This window comes from Marinimicrobium agarilyticum DSM 16975 (assembly GCF_000423345.1).
Classification (GTDB): Bacteria; Pseudomonadota; Gammaproteobacteria; order Pseudomonadales; family Cellvibrionaceae; genus Marinimicrobium; species Marinimicrobium agarilyticum.
On sequence record NZ_AUHU01000012.1, the window covers coordinates 1 to 17769 of the forward strand.

The 17769-nt window shown below is 48.2% G+C and carries 17 protein-coding genes and 1 pseudogene; 5 read left to right on the forward strand and 13 right to left on the reverse strand.

Going from position 1 to position 17769, the window contains the following annotated elements; genetic code table 11:
• Nucleotides 1-248 (reverse strand): helix-turn-helix domain-containing protein (locus tag G547_RS0112480; RefSeq protein ID WP_027330237.1); only part of this gene is annotated, 248 nt, incomplete at its 3' end.
• 119 nt (nt 249-367) lie between these two features.
• On the opposite strand from G547_RS0112480, the gene G547_RS0112485 reads away from it, so the two are divergent.
• Together G547_RS0112485 and G547_RS0112490 are read left to right on the forward strand one after the other, a co-directional pair.
• Complete coding sequence (locus G547_RS0112485; protein WP_281167773.1) at nt 368-634, forward strand: S41 family peptidase; 267 nt, start codon at nt 368-370, stop codon at nt 632-634.
• 256 nt (nt 635-890) lie between these two features.
• Complete coding sequence (locus tag G547_RS0112490; protein WP_027330150.1) at nt 891-2768, forward strand: DEAD/DEAH box helicase; 1878 nt, start codon at nt 891-893, stop codon at nt 2766-2768.
• 227 nt (nt 2769-2995) lie between these two features.
• Here the strand turns inward: G547_RS0112490 and G547_RS0112495 are convergent, their stop codons facing one another.
• From G547_RS0112495 to G547_RS0112540, 12 genes and pseudogenes are all read right to left on the reverse strand, one after another.
• Complete coding sequence (locus tag G547_RS0112495) at nt 2996-3316, reverse strand: nucleotidyltransferase family protein (RefSeq protein ID WP_027330151.1); 321 nt, start codon at nt 3314-3316, stop codon at nt 2996-2998.
• Nucleotides 3313-3729, reverse strand: coding sequence for an HI0074 family nucleotidyltransferase substrate-binding subunit (locus G547_RS0112500; RefSeq protein WP_027330152.1), 417 nt, complete (start codon nt 3727-3729; stop codon nt 3313-3315). The genes G547_RS0112495 and G547_RS0112500 overlap by 4 nt, the downstream gene beginning before the upstream one ends.
• 333 nt (nt 3730-4062) lie before the next feature.
• On the reverse strand, nt 4063-4950 hold the full coding sequence (locus G547_RS23845; RefSeq protein ID WP_027330153.1) for a TnsD family Tn7-like transposition protein: 888 nt from the start codon (nt 4948-4950) through the stop codon (nt 4063-4065).
• Nucleotides 4951-5076: 126 nt separating this feature from the next.
• A pseudogene (locus G547_RS24065) lies at nt 5077-5544 on the reverse strand (TniQ family protein); the annotation flags it as partial.
• A 67-nt stretch (nt 5545-5611) separates the two neighbouring features.
• A complete protein-coding gene (locus tag G547_RS22750; RefSeq protein WP_157209864.1) occupies nt 5612-6046 on the reverse strand; it encodes a DUF6957 family protein in 435 nt (144 codons plus the stop codon).
• A gap of 74 nt (nt 6047-6120) precedes the next feature.
• Nucleotides 6121-7122 (reverse strand): TniQ family protein, encoded by a 1002-nt coding sequence (locus G547_RS24070; protein WP_157209865.1) that lies wholly within the window; start codon nt 7120-7122, stop codon nt 6121-6123.
• Between the two features lie 24 nt (nt 7123-7146).
• Nucleotides 7147-8487, reverse strand: a complete 1341-nt coding sequence (locus G547_RS0112515; RefSeq protein WP_027330154.1) for an ATP-binding protein — start codon at nt 8485-8487, stop codon at nt 7147-7149.
• A complete protein-coding gene (locus G547_RS0112520; protein WP_157209866.1) occupies nt 8477-10651 on the reverse strand; it encodes a hypothetical protein in 2175 nt (724 codons plus the stop codon). Before G547_RS0112520 ends, G547_RS0112515 begins: the two co-directional genes overlap by 11 nt.
• Nucleotides 10652-10662: 11 nt before the next feature.
• Nucleotides 10663-11493, reverse strand: coding sequence for a TnsA endonuclease N-terminal domain-containing protein (locus G547_RS0112525; protein ID WP_027330156.1), 831 nt, complete (start codon nt 11491-11493; stop codon nt 10663-10665).
• 579 nt (nt 11494-12072) lie between these two features.
• Nucleotides 12073-13008, reverse strand: coding sequence for a competence protein CoiA family protein (locus G547_RS24100; RefSeq protein ID WP_027330157.1), 936 nt, complete (start codon nt 13006-13008; stop codon nt 12073-12075).
• 37 nt (nt 13009-13045) lie between these two features.
• Nucleotides 13046-14353 (reverse strand): nucleotide-binding domain-containing protein, encoded by a 1308-nt coding sequence (locus G547_RS0112535; protein WP_051235395.1) that lies wholly within the window; start codon nt 14351-14353, stop codon nt 13046-13048.
• Nucleotides 14331-15440: an SAVED domain-containing protein gene (locus G547_RS0112540; protein ID WP_027330159.1), complete on the reverse strand. Its 1110-nt coding sequence runs from the start codon at nt 15438-15440 to the stop codon at nt 14331-14333. The genes G547_RS0112535 and G547_RS0112540 overlap by 23 nt, the downstream gene beginning before the upstream one ends.
• A 133-nt stretch (nt 15441-15573) precedes the next feature.
• On the opposite strand from G547_RS0112540, the gene G547_RS0112545 reads away from it, so the two are divergent.
• From G547_RS0112545 to G547_RS21325, 3 genes are all read left to right on the forward strand, one after another.
• The gene (locus tag G547_RS0112545) at nt 15574-16452 is read left to right on the forward strand and encodes a BrxR family transcriptional regulator (RefSeq protein ID WP_027330160.1); all 879 of its coding nucleotides are present in this window, start codon (nt 15574-15576) and stop codon (nt 16450-16452) included.
• A gap of 211 nt (nt 16453-16663) precedes the next feature.
• Complete coding sequence (locus G547_RS23425; protein WP_157209867.1) at nt 16664-17008, forward strand: hypothetical protein; 345 nt, start codon at nt 16664-16666, stop codon at nt 17006-17008.
• A 161-nt stretch (nt 17009-17169) separates the two neighbouring features.
• Nucleotides 17170-17670 (forward strand): hypothetical protein, encoded by a 501-nt coding sequence (locus tag G547_RS21325; protein ID WP_157209868.1) that lies wholly within the window; start codon nt 17170-17172, stop codon nt 17668-17670.
• Nucleotides 17671-17769 lie beyond the last annotated feature (99 nt).

A 17769-nucleotide genomic window follows, 5' to 3' on the forward strand; every position in this document is an offset into this window, starting at 1 on the left:
TGCTCAATGGCGTACTCGATGACAGCAAATTCAACGGTTGGGTCGACTCGATTGCGGACATTCGGCACTCGACGATCCTTGTAAAGCAGGGCCTCCACACCGCCCTCGTTAGCCGCTTCTTTGTACCGGTAGAAGGTGTCTCGCGAGACGCCCATCATCTTGCAGGCCTTGGAGACGTTACCCAGCTCCTCCGCCAAATTCAGCAATCCGACCTTGTGTTTAATGATACGTTCGTTACTATTGAGCATGAGGGTTACCTCTAATGTGTTTTGATTTCAGGTTTCGTCACCATCAATCAAAACCGGTAACCCTCCCTTTTTCAAGAGGCAGTGTCAGATTTGGTCTGAACTAATACACATCAGAGTATATTGCAATGGCATTATCCAAAGCCAAAAACTCTACGGTCATCGGCTGTCAGACCGCCGGCGCCGATGGCAATGTCACATTTCTTCCATTACCAGGCGGTATCACCATCCGCTTCACTGGTATAGAGGTGCGGTACCCTGATGGCACGCCCACCCAAAAAGTCGGTGTTGCCGTCGATGTTGAGGTTTGTGACAGCCAGAAATCTGTAGAGGCCGGAAAAGATATTATTCTTGATAGGGCGCTCGAAATGGTCGAACGCCCTCGATAGCGTCAAGCGCAAGCTTCCGACTTTTACGGCCGCTCCGGCGGTAGGCCAGTGGGTATGTGCCCCCTGGAACCACAGCGTTGGCTAATGGTCGAGCACTGACGTTCAGAAAATCAATAAAGTTGATCTATAAGATTATTATTTTTAATAGTTTATGGCTGCTGCTCTGCAGAAATAGCCCAAGATCGCATTCTGGGCTAAGCTATTGCGATAGAGCAAAAGGGGCGTCAGAGCCCATCAGGACCAGTCTGGAGGCAGCATGGCAGCAATTATCCCGAGCCTGAGTACCATTAGGAGTATGACAACGGGCGAGCGGCGTTTCGGACGTCGCCTGGAGGCGCTTCTCGAGGATGATTACACCGTATGGTATGACATACCTGTCGGCCGCCAGAGACGGTATCCGGATTTCATTATTCTCCACCCATCCCGTGGGCTGCTGTTTCTGGAAGTCAAAGATTGGAAGTTGGCGACCCTGAAGAAAATCAGCAAAGATCGGGTAACGCTGCAGACTCACAACGGTCTGGATGTTGTCAGTAACCCCCTGGAGCAGGCCAGGCAGTATGCCCAGACGACCGTTAATGTACTGAAGGCTGACCCTCAGCTCCGACAGTCAGAGGGCCGCTATCAGGGCCGACTTTGCTGCCCTTATGGTTATGGCGTGGTGCTCACCAATATCACGCGACAGCAATGGAACAAGGCGCTTCCGGAGGATCATCAGGACCTGGTCTTGCCTTCCCACAGAGTGATCTGTAAAGACGAAATGACGGAGTCCGTTGAGGCGGAAGCGTTTCAAAGTCGCCTCTGGGGAATGTTTGAGTACAGCTTTGGCGAGAAGCTCTCCCTGCCTCAGATCGATCGTGTTCGCTGGCACCTGTTCCCCGAAGTTCGTATCAACGCGCCGCAACAGGATTTGTTCGGAGAGCGTGAAGACGATAGGGATGACTCGCAGGATAATGCGTCGAACGTGAATCAGGCTCTCGTTCCGGAAATTGTCCGGGTGATGGACATTCAGCAGGAGCAGTTGGCGAAAAGCCTCGGGGACGGGCATCGCGTTATCCATGGCGTGGCGGGTTCAGGGAAAACCCTCATTCTTGGCTATCGCTGTCTGCATCTCTCCCAGGCGACCCGCAAGCCCATTCTTGTGCTCTGCTTTAATATCGCGCTGGCAGCCCGGCTAAGAGCTTTTATGGTGGAGCGGGGCGTTGATGAGCAGGTTCAGGTGTATCATTTTCATGAGTGGTGTAGTCTTCAACTAAAAACGTACCACGTGGATATCGAAGAAGGTGACAGGCCTCATTGGGAGCGGCAGGTAACCAGCGTGATTTCCGGGGTGGAGAGGGGAGACATTCCGCGTGCGCAGTACGGTGCCCTGATGATTGACGAAGGTCATGACTTTGAACCGGAGTGGTTAAAGCTTGTGGTTCAAATGATAGACCCGGATACCAATTCATTGCTCCTGCTGTACGACGACGCGCAGTCTATTTACAGCCGTCAACAGTTGGGGTTTCCTCTCTCCAGCGCGGGCATCCAGGCGCGTGGTCGAACCACCATTCTCAAGCTCAACTACCGTAATACGCGCGAGATACTGACCTTTGCCTATGACTTTGCCAAAGAGCATCTGCAGGCCCAGGACGCTGATGACGATCATGTCCCCCTGATACAACCGGAGATTGCGGGGGCCAGTGGACCCATGCCGGTGTATCGACCTTTCGCGAATGCCAAAGACGAATATCACTACATCGTCCGATGTATCGAGAAATGGCGTAGCGGAGGGAAACCACTGAACAGTATTGCCATTATCTATGCGCATCACTACCAGGGTGAGCAGTTAAAGGCAGCGCTGGAACGGGCCGAGATTCCCGCCGCCTGGTTAAAATCATCCGCCCATAAGAAAGCCTACAATCCGACCGAAGAAACGGTGACCTTGCTGACGCGTCAGAGTAGCAAAGGACTAGAGTTCGATACGGTCGTTTTGAGCGGAATAGGCGGCTTAAAAGACGGCGAAGAGGATAGGGCCAGAGAGACCCGTCTTCTATATGTGGGGATGACTCGCGCCAAACATCAGCTTTTGGTAACCAGTGGAGGAGCCAATCAGTTCACTGAGCGGTTTACGCAACTGACTCGGGATGCCGCGTGATAGAGAATATTTCTGAGGCGCCAGATGGGTTTCTCGAGGGGTACCAGAGCACCCTTTTGTGAATGGGTGCAAGCGATGTCAAAAGGGCAGACGATGATGGTAATAGGCTCTTTGTCTTTCCACCAGCTGTATCGAGCGCTTCGCCCACTACGTTTCACCAGCCCCGGTATTCGGCTGGCAAGTAATAATTTATCCCGCGCGGAGATGACGGCCGAAGGGAGTATACGTTATTGACCAATCGGTAGCACTACGCCTTCTTTCTCTATGATGTCCCGGAAGGTGTCATTGACGAGAGACCAGTCGACAAGGTCAACCTTCCAGGGGAGATCGGACTCGGAAAAGGCTTCCGCCAACTGGGCCACGGAGTCGATTGAAAGCGGTTGGTCGGTGATGATCGCCAGATCGAGATCCGAGTAGGGCTTTGCGGTTCCCCTCACGCGGGAGCCGAATGCTTTTACCTGTTTGTCCGGCATGAAGGTTTTGAGAATGCGCTCAATGATGAGCCATTGAGCGTGGGTGATGTCTAGATTGGGCGGGACGCGACTCATGAATTGCGCTTTTGTAGCTCATTGTGTAGGTGCTCGGCTTCCCGCAAGAAATCGGGAATCTCTGCCACCACCAAAACTGCCACGTCTTCGCTATAGGTGTGGCTGGTTTTGGCTCTGAGTTCACGATAACGGCGCCACACAGGCCAATCGCTGCGCAGAAGACCGGTTTCGTTTCCCGAGCGGATCAAGTCTTGAAACGGCATCGCGTCAAATTGCTCTGGTGTGGCGGAAGTCATTTCCAGGTACCGTTTCAGCATTTTGTGACTGATCTCGTAGGTGAATTCGAAGCGCTGAATCAATCCATCCCGAATCTGCGTGTCTGTAGTGTCCCGCTGATAGCGGGCAAGCCCCTCCTTAAGCCGGGCTACGGCGTTGGTTAACGTCGTGAGGTCAAGTTGCTGCTCCAGTGTCATTCCGTCACCGTGCTTATGTTGTCAGGTCATTGCCCAACCTGAGTTGGGCTGTCAGTGATCAATAAAGTTTGAGACTAAACGCGTAGGCATTCCGCGACTTCCAAAGAACCGATAATACAATAAAGTTTGAGACAAGTCTTTATTGTACGAAAGATTCCAATAATTGAAAACAATAGAGTTTGAGACTGATTCGTGATTTTGCGTTTTAGCAGATTTCTGGCGTGATATTTAGCTAATATCAACCCATTTTAAAGCGGTCGGATAGATTCCGATTAGTTGGACGATATTTAGCCAGTTGGCTGGATGGTGGGGTGTTCAGGGGAAGGAATCAGGTCATGTAGACTGGGACTTCGACCTGCGGAGCTGTCGCGGAATTTCCGCTGGGATTAAGGAATACAGAAAATGGGAATTGTTCTTATATAGCCAAAGATAGGCAGATCCGAGCGCTGTTCTAATGTCATTCCTGCTGCAATTCGGATGCTCTTTCATGTAATCGATAATCATTTTCTTGTGGTGGCATAGTTTCTTGTAGAATCTGATCTTCTTCCTCAGTGGAATCAAATATTGATGAGCCGTGAGCTCTTGTTCTACGAGACCAAGAGATACACTGCAAGAAGTGGATATAGCATCAGTGCTTTCTCCGATGTGTAACTTTCTCCAGATCGCTCTTCGCTTATCTTCAAACAGCAGTTGAGGTCGAAGTTTTACGTTAACCCCCATACCAGTTGCCAATGCCTTCGTTTTCACGAAGGACAAACCTGAAAGCTTTGATGCTTTTCGAATGCTATTCCCTTTCTTAAGTAAGGGGATAGCCTTATCGATAACCGACTGTTCGTCATCGTCTGTGTGTTGATTGTCGGGATTTGAACCAAGTTGGTCTGCTCTACAACCATCAGCTCTAAAGTTTATGTAAGAAACCATAAAGTCGCTCCACTCGTTAAATAGGAAACCTATAATGAGAAGGTGTTTTATTGGAAGGTAGTGAGATGGTCGACGGTAGAATATTGAAGACGGATAAGAAAGATCATTGCTTGAGTTTATCATTCTCTCTACGGTTCCATATACGGTAAGGCTTTCCCAGAATCTAAGGAGTTTTGATTTTAGCTCTCTCTGTCGTACTTGGCCGCACTTCGTAATCAGATCTTTTCTGATAAGCTTTGATCTGTAAATATCGGCGGCAATAGCTGCGTTAATAGAGCCCCCACATTGGAGTCTCATCATATCGCTGCTCAGTCGAGCTAATTGAACGTCTCTATGCGAAGCGTAACGAGCTGAATAAGAGGGGTGTCCAGTAGGTGGAATTTCCATTGCGGACCTTCTAGGAGCGATTGATTCTAGCTGAACGTGATGTAGTTCGCATGCCCAGACCCCCGGAGCCTGATGATCAACATGCCAGAACGTTGTACCATATATGTCATAATCTTCGAGTGCGCATAGAGGACAATATCGCAGTGGACGGTCAAGGGAAATGCGTGATGCGGAGATTCCGGCCATAGCATGCGGGATCCGCTTGGTCCCCAGTAACATTGATTGCTTTATCAATTGAGACCTTTCATTTGATAGCCACGGCTCATAATATGAAAACAATGTGGTGTCTATTGCTTTGTCCCTTTCCAGTCCAAAGACATCGGTGGCAGTAGAACAAACACTTGGTAGATCGGCGTGTAGTTGATGGCTTCTATCGCCTACTATTCTAGTAATGGCTTTTGCGTCAGTCGGGTATCCAAGGTAATGAGAGGCTCGTGCGACAATGCTATAAAAGGTCTCCCTAGGAAAGGGCATCATGAAAAACGAAATCAACTGTTTAATACGCATTCTTGAAGTCCTATATATCGGGCGAAGTTGGTATCGAGTCAACCCAAATGAACTCGTATTAGATCTGTTAAAAAAATATTGAAAGGAACGCCGCAGGGCGCATAGAAAATCTTTTTCCAGGACCCTGAAGAATATATATGGTGTTCCTGGTTTCGAATATGCAGTTCTCCCTGAAGTCGACAAGAGCCGTAGATCTTATGCATTCCCCTGGGTTTGCTCGATGCAGCTCGTCATGAATCACGTGATTCGAATACACTCCATGAGGTTGATTTCCTTGGCGCTCGAAGAAAATTCGGTCATTTTCTGTGACCCTAAAATCAACCCATGTCCAATCAGCGATAACGCAAATTGGCTTTCTTCGCTGTTCAGCCTTTAATCTATCTATGATTTCTTTAACTAATCCCTCGCTGGCTCCAATATCAAAGGGAGACCCAGCTCCTGCGGTAAGGTCGGAAATTTCATCGATTGGTGTAATTTTATTTACCTTTTTGTCTTCGGCCATACTGTTGTCCTCTGCTTTTGTTAGAAAAAGGTGCGATTGGCATTTCAAAGATTCGCTCTGTAATATCTTAAAGTTCACCCATCCCAGATTCGATCATTGATTGGAATATCCTGTTCTTTCATAAGAAATCGCAGTGCTGCTATGTAGCTTATTGCACTTTGACCCGATGTACTTTCAGCTATGTGAAGTAGGGAGTCCTTAGTTCGATGTTTCGAAACATAATCTTTATCTCCTTGTCGTGAGAAAATTCTATCTATCTGTGAATCGTTACTGATAAAATATCGAAACTCTTTGTTAACCTGGATTCGAGCGTTCTTATTGGAAATTTTTAAATCGGACATTCTTTGATGAACTAGATCGCTTAGTAAATTTCTCATTTTATTGATTGTCCGTTCGAGGTTGGAATTATTGTTGTTGAGAAGTGCTGAAACACTCATTATTTCTATATCCGAAACCGCTTCTGACAGTGGTGAATTTGAACTGGCATCTGACATGGGTTGGCGGCAGAATCGGCACACTCCGTCCGGCGAAGGGAGTGGTAGATCATAGATATCCCATATAGACTGATCGCAGTGAGGGCATTGCCTATTCAGTGTCCGTCTATGGTGACGGCAGTGAAGCACGCTGGGGAGTTGATGTTCTCGATGCCAGTAGGTTATCCCGTAGTGGTCGTAGTCAGAAGAGGCGCACTCTTTACACCATCTCCAACTCTTGCAGAGTTCTGAGTGATTCTGGACCGTCGAAGTCAGTGTAAAGCGCTTCTTTGCGTCTGGAGCCCACTTCATTCCGATGACGTTGGACTGAACTTCAGTGTTTAAGAATGGCCTGAAAAACGGCCACAACGTATATCGGTTGGCGAACTCTTCGACAGATAATGTGTCTTTAAATACGCTGTAGATATCAGTGTACGCGACGCGCCATGGAGTGGTTGAATCCAAGCTCCGATAATCGCGAGTTATGATGTTACGTCCGGACGAAAGGTTGCACTTCCCTGACAATCGGAGAAACCTAGTGAAAGTACTGACGATATGCTCATCAGGCAACGGTGTTGGAAAGAAGGAAGTTTTTCTGTTCATTGGCTGGTTGAATTCCTATATAGATCAGTTTTCAGAAACCGAAGGGGGGTTCTTAGGGTTGAGGAACGGCAGCTGATTTGGATCGGGTTTGGGTAACCTCGATTTCGAAGCGCGTTTAACCTTCGGTTTTGTTCCACGATGTTTAGCGTTAACCAGTTCTCTCATGGCGGGGAGGAAGGACTCGTGTGACGCCCCCTGTGACTGATGAACATGCCTCAGGAGGTCGATCGCAGGAACTGGCTTGGTAAGCGCCTGGTTGTACTCGTGAAAAAGATGCGCGACCTTGGCGATGAGCGCCGGTATCCCGGCTGTGCAATAGTGGAAAAGCTGCTTGAAATCCTGATCTATAACAAGACCATGTGTTAGCGACGTTGGAAAGAACGCCTCGAATAGTTCTAAAAACGCTTCATCGTTGATATAGTGGCCCTGAAATTTGTATTCATGATCTGATAGCATACGTCGAGCCGTGGTGAAGTCTGGAGGTTTTCTAGAATTTGTATGGCCACTGGCCTGAAATATTTCCATCCCATTGGATTCGCAGCTTAGTAGACACGGTATCCCAATCTTGTTGAACAATGCCTCGATGGTAATTAGGTTTGGGCAATTGGATTTTGTACCGTATGTTTTAATCCACTGGATTTCGTCAATGTGAACAAGCCCTATGTAGTGCACGGCGGCAACCCTCTGAACACCGCTCAAAAAATCATCGACGGATTTGTATTTTGCGTTTGACCAATGCTGGCGGTAATCTGTACCTAGAGCGTTGTCAACAGCCTCGAAAAAATTCAGTGCTAAGGACTTGAATGAGGGTGTGGATGGAAAATCCAGAGAAATCCACGTAATCTGCTTTTGAATAAACGGGGATCCTCCGTACTCTGAGTGATTTATAACCTGAGGTATCAGGTTTAAAACATTTCGAATGGTCGTGGTTTTTCCAGTGCCAGAGGGGCCATGTGCCACGCAGGAGTCTGCTGTCGTTCTCCCGGTGACTTTATTTCCGTTGAACTCGGACGGTTTTGTCCACCCCTGTTCTGCGATGTCATGTAGACGACGCTGTGCATTTGCAGTGAACGGATTTTTGTCTCTGTATCCACACAGGATTTTCTCTAGGATTTTGTAGTAGAGTGAAACGCTCAATGGATGAGGAATGTGTTGATTTCTCAACTGTTCGAGAATCGTACTTCTGAATAATCTCGGAATTTCATTGAAGTTACTGGGTACCTCCACCCGTCTCGTAAGTCGATGAGCTATTGTGTCGGGATCCATGATTACGGAGACTGCTTCGATTAGCGGATTTCCGTTCAGAGAAGTATCGGGCTTTTCATGGTATTGTGCGTCGATTACCCACGTGGATTTACTGTTCATAGTTGTTATAGGCCTCTTCAATAGAATTTATGTTCATTTCCGTTGTAGGATCCAGTGCGATACCTCCGTCAGATAACTGTTTTACTGTTTCTGCATCATTGACACGCTGATTGATCTCAGCATGCAAGGACTTTTGATCCTTGACGTCGCGTGGTATGCCTTTGGTGCGGTCAGGACTTTTCCTCATAGAGGCTTTCGCACGCCTTATAGTGTCAGCGTCTTCAGCCATGTTTTTGGCTCTGACGTTTGCTTTTTTAATTTTGTTCTCATGTATAGTTTGTTTTTCATTTTCCAGTTGGTCGATAACAATATCCCAATGTTGATTCATGTATTGCTCATCAATGTCCTGAAGTACAAAAGATAAAATCTGGCCCTCATCGGTACGATAAAATATACAATCGGTTGATGATTGAGTTACCCTCACCATAATGTCAAACCGTCCATTTCGGCTAGCCGTTGTATACCAGTTTTGTTCCTCAGCGTACGGATGGTGATAACGAAGTCCTCGAAATAGGACGCAGTTCTCTGTTACCCGAGCTCGCTCCTCCGGTAGAACGGACCAACGTACCTGCTTCATTTGTTCCTCAGTCTCAATTGGGTACCCACCATTCATCCTCCGTTCGAGCCCAAATATGAATTGGTCATTGGGATTCGAGCCAGTGCCATGTGCCGCCATGTCGAAATCCCTCGATTTTATTCGGTTTTTGGTACTGTTTGCTCCCAGCATCTCACGTATTAGAGAGCGATAGAGGTCATCGAGAGTGAACATGGCACCATTCGCAGGGTGTTCCGCTTCTTTTGCTGTATCCGGGGTCACGCTGCCAGGTAGTCTGTTGACATTTGGTGTCAGTGATCCTAGCGCCCGCTCCACGATGGATTTGCAGTCTCCTCGGTAGGCGGGTGTCCACGATCCAGTCTCAATGTTAGAACCCGCCCTCAGAACGCTCTCAGTAAACTTCGGACTGTTCTCGGTACCATTGTCCATAACTAACTGGAGAGGGCGATGATGCGCTGGCCACTGATGATCCTCAATCTCGATCCCAAATCGTGCGGCAAAAGGAACTTTTGGCATCATTGCGTTGTATAGGGCTTCGGCGAATGCCGATTGTTTCGTTCCAGTCAAAGAAATGTAGACCCCCGCATATAGCGTGGTCCATACATCGACAACGATGTAGACGGTTGGTCTTCCAATCGAAAGAAGGGTTTCGCCAGTGTACGGACTGATGACATAGACATTGATGGTTGTGGAGTCAATTTCGTATCGGTGGGTCGGCCCAACAACTCCATCTCGTGCGCTCCCAGGTTTTTGTGAGTAATCTTTCGCATAGGTAATTTCTCCGACTCGACGTCTGAGGACTGTTTCAACGCCAATAATTTTTCGAATGTGGTATTCGATCTGCCTTTCAGAAAGTCGTTCTTCCTCAGGTAATGGCTCTCTGTAAACACTGGGTTTACTGGGGTCGGATGATTGGATTTCTACCATTTGATAGCAGGCATTATAATAATCCACTAGAGAGCGAATCGTTGGCCTGCCGAAGATTCTCATATACTCGTTCAATAAGGTACTAATGCGGTCTTTGTCAAGCAGTGTTATCCCGCGACTCTTTGATAACGAGTTCTCATTGTTGTTGCCGCCCCGTCCTCGTTTGCTTACAGGGCTGTCTGTGTCCGAGAAAACTTTGTAATTATTTCCACAGTGTCGAAGTTTGAATGGGAGTAAGGCATTTCTCGTTTGTCCCATTGTGATAAAACGGTTTAGCGCACTGTAGTAAGCTGATCGGACGATTAAGGTTTTCTCGCACAGTTCTTTAATCTCTGGCGCTATTCCATATCCATAAAGGTACTTTCTTATAATCTCATCCGACGTTAGACTTGAGATAAGGTCCATTTTTTGGTCGCGCTTATCCAGCCATTTTGCGCGACCTTTCATACGCAATTGATCATCGCTCATTGTTATTTCTATTGGAAGCTCTATAGATTCATCGTGAATCATCTGCTCTCTATGGATGTGGTCCAGGAACTCTTCGATTTTCCATGCTCGTGGCTTAGATATATGAGTGGCATTAAGCGATTTTGTCATATCGGCTACAGCGCACCAGGAACCTTCCAGCCAAACATGACAGACTCGATAGACGATGGATTTGTTCTTGTTTCGGTAATGCATGCCCTTAGGTATCATATGTTCATCTCCACGGCTCTGTAGAACTCAATTCGATTGTCGAGATTGATGGGAAGTACTCTGTAAAGAATCGCGTTTTTAAAAATCGTGATGGCGCGCTTTGATGTAATTCCCATAGATTTAGAGGTCGATTCGATGATCGTTCGTAGATCCACGAATCGGTTTTCACACCATGTGGCGCTAAATGATTTCGAGAACTGGCCTAGGACATCAAGTTGAGCGTCAGGGTCATACTCAAACCGACATAAATCAAGGTTGTATGCGATGGGTTTAGTGGCGTCACGTTCCGTTATGACCCGGTACTCAACGTTACGGCGTCTCCAGAACTCTTTCTCAATATCCAGTTTTTGCCAGGTCCGCCGAACGCTCCGGTTCAACTCCAGGGGATAAATGGAGTTGTGGTATTTGAATGTATAGGCCGTTGAGATTGTCTCGCCTGTCCTGCAGTCTAGGTGGTTGACCAAGAAATCGGTGGACATAACGTGTGCGTAGCGGATACGAGATTTTCTGTCCCATCCGTTTGGGTGAATGACTCCCAATTCGTCAGAAATATCAATCGTTTCCTCGATATCGAGTGGGAATTGCTCATAGATTGCCGTTGCGTTCGATCGCCAGAGCAGCATCTGGTAGGCTCGATACTCTCCGTCGGACAGCAATGTGATGGGTCGATTTTGACGCGGGCACAGATGTAGATGGCGGCGGCCGACAAATTTTGTTTGGGATACACGCACGAACGAGCGATACTCGCCTATGGAGGCGCAGAGCGTCCTCCATTTGCCAAGCTCTTTAATGGCTTGGTCCGTGTTTAAAGCGTAGTTTTTAGTCATCGGTTAATCGGTCTCTAGTAGGTTGCTTTTTTAGAAATACCATAAATTCAGCGATTGTCGAGACCGGGTTTTATGCTGTAAGTCATTGATTTATATACTGTAATATATAAATCGTTGATCGATAGACTCGCGTAGGATGGGACCAATGAAAATGGATCAAGGATTTTTTCGAAGGTTTTCAATGACGTAGATAAAGTAGAGCGAATCATCTACAGGCATGTAGAATAGGAATATTAAAAGTAATATATACAACTTGTAGTTATTAAATTTATTGGGGTTAATCCAACATGGTCTTACCAGCGGGAAGAAATTTATATGGTGGTCCTAATAAACGGTGAGTTTACCGAGATTTAGGTTTCGAAAAGGACTTTACAGTAGCATTGACGACAAGGTTGCTGCTGGATACCTCGACCGAAGATCATGAGTTTTCATCACAGGATATCCAGCAGAGCTGGGTGTCAATGGCCATCTATTTTGACCCCAGGGACGGTGGGTTAGTTTATATGGCCATTAGCAGGCATAGGACTGGAGAGCGCAGAGTTCTGAAGAATTTATAGGCGCTGTAGTCTAGCTCCTCAATTATACATTCACGTCATCTTGGCACATTGGGCAAGTGACCGTGCTTGGTCTCCCGGAACTTATGTCCACCTCCCAGCAATGACGACATGGGCGGCAGTATGCCCAGAGAGTGGTTCTTGCCTCTGGCGGAGGGGTATTCGATGGACGGGGAAGTGGTTTGGGTTGGCGTACAGGGTGCTGTCGGTTACTTTTCATTCCGGGAGTTCGGTGCCGTTCTCGCAGCTTACGCTTCTCCCGGAGCTTACGCTCCTCCCCTAGAACCTCTGACGTCAATGCGTCCTTGAGCGCTGTTTCGATTGCCGGCGCATCCCGGTGATAGATCCAGGTACGCTTTATCTTACTGTCGTAGAGTAGCTCTCGGATGTCATTCTCCGTAGGGAGCCAGTTCTCTTTTGGCCTTGCAATCTCGGAAAAATCGATTTCGATACAGCTGACGCTCAGTCTGGCGTATGCCTGCTTGGCTTTAGGCCGTGGGAGGCCAGTCATATTGAGCTCAATGGCGAGCGGTCCGAATCCGTCGAGGGTGCAAAGCAGACTTGGTTGGGCGTCTGGAGAAAGAGTCGGGTTGTAAAGAATTTGGGTGATAGCTAGGGTGGCGCCCGCTGCGACCACTTCCTGGTGCTTTCGGCGTAAACCTACAAATCGGCCATGATGCTCTGCATGGATGGTCAACGGTGGCAGGTTGAGCTTTTTCCCGTCTGAAAGCAGTTGACCGGCCATTTTCTGCAGGGCGACGCGGTATCCCAGCGTACAGGGTGATCTCCCACCGGGCCCAGTCTGATGGCCATCATGAGCGAAGTGGTGGACCAGCACCTGGCCTTTACGTGCCACCAATGGTCCCAAGCAGCTAGGGCAAAGCGCCTCGCAAGCCCGGCCGGCCTGTACTTCATTGATTGAAACCAGACGCCCCTGAATCAGGCCAAATGGCAGTTTCATAGTGTCAGACACTCCCGGCGATCGTTAAACACATCGGTCACCTGATATTGACAACGTGCTTGGCGGTTGCCTGAACTTCTCCAGCTTTCACGATCCTGCAGATCAGCTCGTGACGCCCTCGGTATGACGTATGCTCCCAATGCATTAGATCGTTGGATGTCGCTTGGTGGCCCATGTCATTAGCCGCCTCAGCTTCGTCTCCAGAGTTTATGGCTTCCCACATCACGGTATACGGAGGAGGGGCATTCGTTTGGGCTTTAAATCGAAGATGAACTCGCTTGGGAAGAAATCGACCACTACGAACGTTCCCACTCTTAATAAAGCCACCTTTTGATCCGGCAATAGCCATGGTGAGCTCGAGGTCATAGGGGTAATGGTTTGCTTGGCTCTGGGATGCGTTGGCGCTCGCTTGCGGCGTCCAGTATGTGTGCTGAAACATGTAATGCCAAGCCTTGTTCGCCTTCCCATTGTTGCAGTTGTCATCAAATAGTACATCCAGCTTGGATAGTACTGATCCAAGGCGTCGCCTAAGGTTTTTCACCTGCTTTAAGAACTTAGGCTTATCGGTAAGCTCTTGCGAACTGTCTACGGGGTTGAAGACTCTACAGTCCAGTTTTAAGCGGGACTCAATAGCCTCTAGTGTATTGTATAGCGCAATGTCATCTCGATCATTGTGGGGTCGATAGCATTCGCAGACGAGTGCAGAGATGATGAACCCGCCGGGTAAGTTCCAGCCCTCCCGGCCCTTGGTAAAGGCTTTTATCCAGCGGACAATCCGCCGCATCTGCTTAGGGGCAACCTGGGGGGTCACAAAGAGCCCCTTTTCGGGGCTTTGAGTGGATACTTCCCCAATAAACCAGTCGGTCACGGTCTTGGGATCCCTCGGTGTCCAGTCGGCTCCGGCATGTTCAATAGTCTCTTGGCCGAGCCAGTTCTCACGTCGGCGATAGACCGCGATATCAACGTGATATCCTAGTGAATACCAGATGGTGACCGCGTTGGTCCTGGCCTCCGGGTCCCGAGAAAAGCCGTTCGCCTTTCGTTTGATGGCTTCCGCCACCCGTTTTCGAGCTTCCAGCGGTGAGGCCGGAAGGTCACCTTCCTCAAATATGACGGCGATATCAATATCGTAGTCGTTGTTGGTGGATTTGTTCGCGGTATGCATCGCAATACTCCCTTGCAGCAAACTCTTGGCGAAGGTCGGTCGACCCATTTCCTGTAGGCCGTCGGTCAACCGTTTCAGGTTTGTATCGCGGAGGAATCGTAAACGGTCGAACTCGTCTTTTAGCCGAACATGATTCTCGTAGAAGGTGTTCAGCTCACTATGCATATTGTACTGAGGCATTGTCGGCTCCTTGTGGTACGTGAGAGGAGAAGGTAGCTGACAGGGCCTCGGGGCTATTTAACGTCAACGACCAGGCGTAGCGGGGGCGGCTCTTTGCTGAGAAGTTGTAAACCATGATCTCCGGGTCGATTCTCTCGCTGATGCGCTGTCCCAGCGCGAAGCAGAGCGATACTGGTCCGGCATAAAACAGGTGGATGCGCTGGCGGTTTGGAAACCGGTTTTTCGTCTCTTCCAAGGCGCGTCGGAACTCGGTGCAGATCTTCTCGACTTGGTCCAGGTTAGTGACCACTTCCCTTTGAGGGTGGCGAGCGTTGATTTCTACTTTTGCCAGAATGTCCGGTATATCTAGCTCATCAATCTCGGCTTGATGGATGGGGTAGCTAATACCAAAAGCAATAATTATGTCCCCGCTGGCATCTGATGGCGTAATCTGGTCTAACGTAGAATCGACCTCCAGAGACTCCTTTCCCGCTGTCAGGCGGTTCCAGCGATGGGTCTGATTGCCAAGTTCATAGAGATCTACATTGAACTTGTTATCTGAAAGCAAATAACCGAGGTAAAAGGCAAGGGGAACATGGGGTAATCCGTAGTAAGCGATCAAGGAGCCGGACGCGGAGCCCAGTAGCCCTCCGAGTTCTTGGGGGACCTTATCCAGTCGTCGGATGACTGAGCGATGGTCGTTTAGGAGGCCATTGGCGTAGGAGTCGCTGTGGTCGACGTCGATTTCCCGGTAAGTTTCGAATCGTTGAGCCAGGGGTAAGTCCTTCTTGAGATCATATTTTGGGAAGGTCCCCAGAGAGTTATGACGGACGCCAATAACCTCCTTACGCTTTGGAGCCCAAAGGTGGTTGATGACGACCAAAGCTACCCCTGGGAATATAAGGAGCACACTGAGTATCGGCATAGGTTCTTGCGTCGGCAGTCGTCCTAAGTCAATTTCCTCGAGGAGTAAGTTAAGTAAATCAACATAAAATGGTGGGGATATTAGGTAGATTCCCGCGACAACAAGGATATAGCCAACCCAGCCGGTGGCGCGTCGAAAGTGGAGTCTCAAAAGCAGTTCTAGGAAATCAGTAAAAATTTTCAAAGTTTTCACCCGGTCAAGATATTAAAGATAAGGTATCATCATCAAAATGATGATGTCAATAGATCATATTGACGGATATTGGTTCAATCGGGTATCCTCTCTAACTTATTCTCATAACGAAGAAGATATATCCGTGGAAGACTTAGCCCAGGCACAGAAAGAGCGTTTGGCCCACATCGATTTCAGGCTCTACTTTCTGGGATCGGTGGGACGAAATGATTTGGTCAAGCGGTTTGGTATCAAGGAGGCCGCTGCTACTAGGGACTTGGCTCAATACCGGGAATTAAAGCCCGGCAATATCGAGTACGACACGAAGGCCAAGCTTTATAAGGTGACGGAGGGATTCCAACCGCTATTTGACTATCAGTCGGAGCGGGTGCTGTCCGCGCTGTCGAAAGGTGTGGGTGACGATACCGTGTCTGCCCAGAAGCCGTTTATACCCTGTGAGACGCCTTCTCAGCTCAGTAAACCAGACCTGGATGTCCTCTCCGTACTAACTCGAGCGATCTATAAGAAACAAGTCGCTCAAATCGAGTATCGTTCAGTATCGAGCGGCTTCACTACTCGAGAGGTTGTCCCTTTCTACTTGGTTGATAACGGGCTGCGCTGGCATATCCGAGCCTATGATCGCAGGCGCAATCGCTTTACAGACTTTGTGCTGACTCGGATTACTCGGCCAAAGCTACTCCCGGATAGCCCAATCGAAGATCACGAGCTGTCATCGGAGGACATTCAGTGGAATCGGATTGTGGAGCTGGAGATCGTTGCGCACCCGCAACTGGACCATAAAGAGACGATAGAAGCGGACTATGGGATGGAAAATGGGGTGCTGCCGCTAAAGATCCGAGCAGCGGTAGCCGGCTACTTGCTTCGGCGATGGAATGTGGACTGCACCTCCAAAGGATCGCTTAGAGGAGCAGAATACCATTTGTGGCTAAAAAATAGGCAAGCATTGTACGGTGTTGATAACCTGAAAATCGCCCCTGGCATTGAGCAAGACCCGGTGCAGTAACTGAATAAACCTGCAGATTTAACGGTATATACTATTGGGGCCGCAATTTGTCTACACGCCTATCACCAGACGCTCGTTTCAACACCCTTTCGAGTGAAGGCGTCTCACGGTGAAAAGGCCGGCGCTATTTAGTCTTCTCGCCGCAATACAGGTGTTCTGTAGCCGTTAAGCGTTTAAGTAAAAGCTTTTGTATGTAATTTGAGAGATAGCCATGCTTGTTGATTCGTCAGAAAAATTTCATTGGTATGTAACGTTGGGAATTTTTTCATCGGTAACGGCCATATTGCTTGTAGTTGGACAAATTCATGCACGAATGGAAGCCTCTTCGGTGTTTGATAGGGCTTATTTGCCAGTGTTGTCTTTTACGGAGCCGGTATTCGCACCAATGGTGGGGTTCCTTGTGATTGTTAAAACCTGTGTTTTCGCATATCAGAAAACAGGTGATGATCGCTGGATTCTTTCCAAATCTTTCTGGGGGAAACAACTAATTGTGGCTGCTACGATTTTCCTTACTTTTCTTTTTGCCATGACTTTACCAAGCGTTTTTCCTGGTTGAAAGCGTGCTTAGTTCCGAATTTTAGGGGTTAGTGAATGAACAATCTAGTTGAGATAGTACTGTTTCCCATACTAGATTTCCTTGGTTGTTTTAGGAACCTTAATTCCCCGGATTTGGATAAATCGATTAACTTTATCTAGGTTTAGGTCGAGGGGGGGGAATTGAAGATTGATTCAGCTTTTCTAGATACGGAAACCTTAATTCGTGCTGCGGAATCGGAGGACGAAGTGGGAACAGTCCTTCGTATGCATTTGGTGCTTGATAATATACTGGATGCTTTCCTTCGTGAGAAAATAACGGAGGCTATGAGACCATATATAAAAATTCCAAAGTACTTCGGACAGAAGATTCCCTTGGTTACGGCATTTGGTATGCCTATCCCCTTTGTCAGAGCGTTGCGGGTAGTCAATACCATTCGAAATGAATTGGCACATAACACCAAGGTTCTCTCGATGGACCACCTGAGCAAACTTGCGCAGCAGGTTAACCTACTAAGTGAGATCGATCCGTCGGTCAAGCCACTTAATAAACGATATATAGAGCTACCCGTTGCTCGGCCTGGTGAACGTATAACGTATGGCTGCGGAGATTTAAGGCTCGATTTCGTAATCGCAGCCATGGCTATTATTCATGCAATGGTACCGTGGTTAGCCAAGCAGTAATAAGGCGCGCACTCATAGTGAGTGTGTGAGGATCCTTAACTAAGAATAAAAAATCTCTGTTTATTCAAAAATGTGATAATTCTAATGTTGTGACGTGGT

Coding starts and splice junctions, on each gene's coding strand:
- G547_RS0112490 (WP_027330150.1), top strand. CDS start 891: ATGGCAGCAATTATCCCGAGCCTGAGTACCATTAGGAGTATGACAACG.
- G547_RS0112495 (WP_027330151.1), bottom strand. CDS start 3,316: ATGAGTCGCGTCCCGCCCAATCTAGACATCACCCACGCTCAATGGCTC.
- G547_RS0112500 (WP_027330152.1), bottom strand. CDS start 3,729: ATGACACTGGAGCAGCAACTTGACCTCACGACGTTAACCAACGCCGTA.
- G547_RS23845 (WP_027330153.1), bottom strand. CDS start 4,950: ATGATGAGACTCCAATGTGGGGGCTCTATTAACGCAGCTATTGCCGCC.
- G547_RS22750 (WP_157209864.1), bottom strand. CDS start 6,046: ATGGCCGAAGACAAAAAGGTAAATAAAATTACACCAATCGATGAAATT.
- G547_RS24070 (WP_157209865.1), bottom strand. CDS start 7,122: ATGAACAGAAAAACTTCCTTCTTTCCAACACCGTTGCCTGATGAGCAT.
- G547_RS0112515 (WP_027330154.1), bottom strand. CDS start 8,487: ATGAACAGTAAATCCACGTGGGTAATCGACGCACAATACCATGAAAAG.
- G547_RS0112520 (WP_157209866.1), bottom strand. CDS start 10,651: ATGCATTACCGAAACAAGAACAAATCCATCGTCTATCGAGTCTGTCAT.
- G547_RS0112525 (WP_027330156.1), bottom strand. CDS start 11,493: ATGACTAAAAACTACGCTTTAAACACGGACCAAGCCATTAAAGAGCTT.
- G547_RS24100 (WP_027330157.1), bottom strand. CDS start 13,008: ATGAAACTGCCATTTGGCCTGATTCAGGGGCGTCTGGTTTCAATCAAT.
- G547_RS0112535 (WP_051235395.1), bottom strand. CDS start 14,353: ATGCCTCAGTACAATATGCATAGTGAGCTGAACACCTTCTACGAGAAT.
- G547_RS23425 (WP_157209867.1), top strand. CDS start 16,664: ATGCTTGTTGATTCGTCAGAAAAATTTCATTGGTATGTAACGTTGGGA.